Source organism: Stenotrophomonas pictorum JCM 9942 (assembly GCF_001310775.1).
Classification (GTDB): Bacteria; Pseudomonadota; Gammaproteobacteria; order Xanthomonadales; family Xanthomonadaceae; genus Stenotrophomonas; species Stenotrophomonas pictorum.
In genome coordinates, this window is the sequence record NZ_BAZI01000366.1 from 1 (window position 1) to 2,599 (window position 2,599).

1 protein-coding gene and 1 pseudogene are annotated in these 2,599 nt (G+C 66.8%); one reads left to right on the forward strand and one right to left on the reverse strand.

Annotated elements, in window-relative coordinates:
- Nucleotides 1-1,065: pseudogene (locus JCM9942_RS13760) on the forward strand (D-hexose-6-phosphate mutarotase); the annotation flags it as partial.
- 71 nt (nt 1,066-1,136) lie between these two features.
- On the opposite strand, the gene JCM9942_RS13765 reads toward JCM9942_RS13760, so the two are convergent.
- The gene (locus JCM9942_RS13765) at nt 1,137-2,327 is read right to left on the reverse strand and encodes a benzoate/H(+) symporter BenE family transporter (protein WP_054660382.1); all 1,191 of its coding nucleotides are present in this window, start codon (nt 2,325-2,327) and stop codon (nt 1,137-1,139) included.
- Nucleotides 2,328-2,599 lie beyond the last annotated feature (272 nt).

Below are 2,599 nucleotides of genomic sequence, written 5' to 3' on the forward strand. Positions count from 1 at the left end.
CGACGGCATGGTCGGCAGCGCCACCCGCCGCGCCATCCAGACCGAACAGCAGCGCCTGGCTGGAAAAACGCCGATGGCCGCGCCGGCACCCGCATCCTGCAGGCGCTGCGCGCTGCCAAACCGGCATCGCCCACGGCGTTCCTCCTGCCGGCCAACTACCCGCAACTTGTCCAGTCACCGATCGTACGGAGCAGCGTTTCAATGAAGGATGTGCAGGGCCTGAGCACAGGCGATTTCAACGGCTTCACCGCGTGGAAGGTGGAAACGCCGTTCTCCACCGCCGCGATCAGCGTGTTCGGCGGCCAACTGCTGTCCTTTGTGCCCACCGGCAGCCAGGATGTGATGTGGCTGTCGCCCAGCGCCAGACAGCCGCCCACGCCGATCCGCGGCGGCGCGCCGGTGTGCTGGCCATACTTCTCGCGCCAGGGGCAGAGCAACGAGGTGCCCGCGCACGGATTTGTCCGTACCGTGGCCTGGGAGTTGCGCGAGGCCCGCCGCGAAGCCGATGGCAGCATGGTGCTGACCCTGGCGCCGCCGGTGATGGACAACCTGGATCTGCGCATGCACATGGTCCTGCGCATCGGCCGCACCCTGGAGCAGGAACTGGTCACCGAGAACCGGGGTAGCCAGCCGGTCAGTTTCACCCAGGCGCTGCACAACTACTTCAACGTCAGCGATGCGTTGCAGGTGGAGGTCAGCGGCCTGGACGGCCTGACCTATCTGGACAAGCTCGATGGCGGCAACGCCCATGTGCAGCGCGGCGACTGGAACCTGCGCGATCCGCGCGACCCGGGCCGCAGCGATCGTCTGTACACCCAGGCCGGTGGCCGCTATGTGCTGCGTGACCCCGGCTTCCAGCGGGCGATCGCCATCAGCACCAGTGGCAGCCGCACCGCGGTGGTCTGGAACGCCGGCGAAGTGGCGGCGGCGAAGATGGAGGACATCGGCGCGGCGTGGCGCAACTACGTCTGTATCGAAGCGGCCAACGCCGGCCCGGACGTGATCGAACTGGCGCCGGGCGGGCGCCATGTCCTCAAGCAGGTGCTGGAGGTCAAAGCGCTGTAAGCCGGCATCTGCCCCGCGCATGCCGGAGCGGGGGGTTCTTTTCTATATAGGGAGCTGCCGCCGGATGACAGTCAGCGTGCTGCAGCTGGCCGACGTAGCACCAGCAGGGTCAGCACGCCGGCCACCAGTCCCCAGAACGCCGAGCCGATGCCGGCCAGCGACAGGCCCGAGGCGGTGACCAGGAAGGTCACCAGCGCCGGCTCGCGTTCGGTTTCCTCCTTCAGCGCCACGGCCAGGCTGTTGCCGATCGTGCCCAGCAGCGCGATACCGGCCAGCGTTGCCACCAGTTCTTTCGGGAACGCGGCAAACACCGCCGCCACGGTCGCACCGAACAGGCCGATCACCAGGTAGAACACGCCAGCGCTGACCGCCGCGGTATAGCGGCGCGCCGGATCTTCGTGCACATCCCGGCCCATGCAGATCGCCGCGGTGATTGCCGCCAGATTGAGTGCGTAGCCGCCAAAGGGCGCCAGCAGCGTATTGGTCACACCGATCCAGCCCACCACCGGCGAGACCGGCGCGTCATAGCCGCAGGCCTTCAGCACCGCCACCCCCGGCACGTTCTGCGAGGCCATGGTCACGATGAACAGGGGCAGGGCGATGCCGAACACCGCCGTCCACGACAGCGTCGGCACGGTGAAGACCGGCAACGCCAGCTGCAGCTGCACCTGCTCCATATGCATCAGTCCCTGGCCGGCGGCGATGGCCACGCCTACCAGCAAGGTGGCGATCACCGCATAGCGCGGCAGCCACCGGCGTCCACACAGATAGGTGGCGAACATCACCAGCACCAGCAGCGGCTGCGTGCCGACCGAGACAGACACATCCAGCCCGAAGCGCAGCAGCACGCCGGCCAGCATGCCCGAGGCCAGCGATACCGGAATCCGCCGCATCGCTTTTTCGAACACCCCGGAGAAGCCGGCCAGCGCCGCCATCACCGCGGCCAGCACGAATGCACCGATGGCATCGGACAGCGGCAGGACGGTGGTGCCCACCACCAGCATCGCCGCACCGGGCGTGGACCAGGCCGTGACCACCGGCATCCGGTAGCGCAGCGACAGGCCGATGCAAGTCACCCCCATGCCGATCCCCAGCGCCCACATCCAGGAAGCGATCTCCGCCTGCCCGGCGCCCACGCGCTGCGCCGCCTGGAACACGATCACCGCCGAGCTGGCGAAGCCGACCAGCACCGTGATGAACCCGGCAATGACGGCCGGCAATGAAAGGTCACGGAAGAACGAGCGCGATGCGGAGTCGGTCATGGTCAGTAGCGAGGGTAGCAACCCGCATTGTGGCCCAGCATCCCTATGCGGACTTACGGGACTGGAGAAACAGGACTGGCGAACAGCGCAGTTGCCCGGGCAGACCTTGCCGGATCTGGCGCCAGCGGCCGATTTGCTGCGATGTCACAGAAATGCATTGCACATTTCACAAAGATGTCTAGAATTCGCTTCCTTGCTTCACGGCGCCCGTCACACCAGTGGCTGCACCGAAAAGCGTCGTCAACAGCCTCCTCAAAAAGCTGTTGACGAAG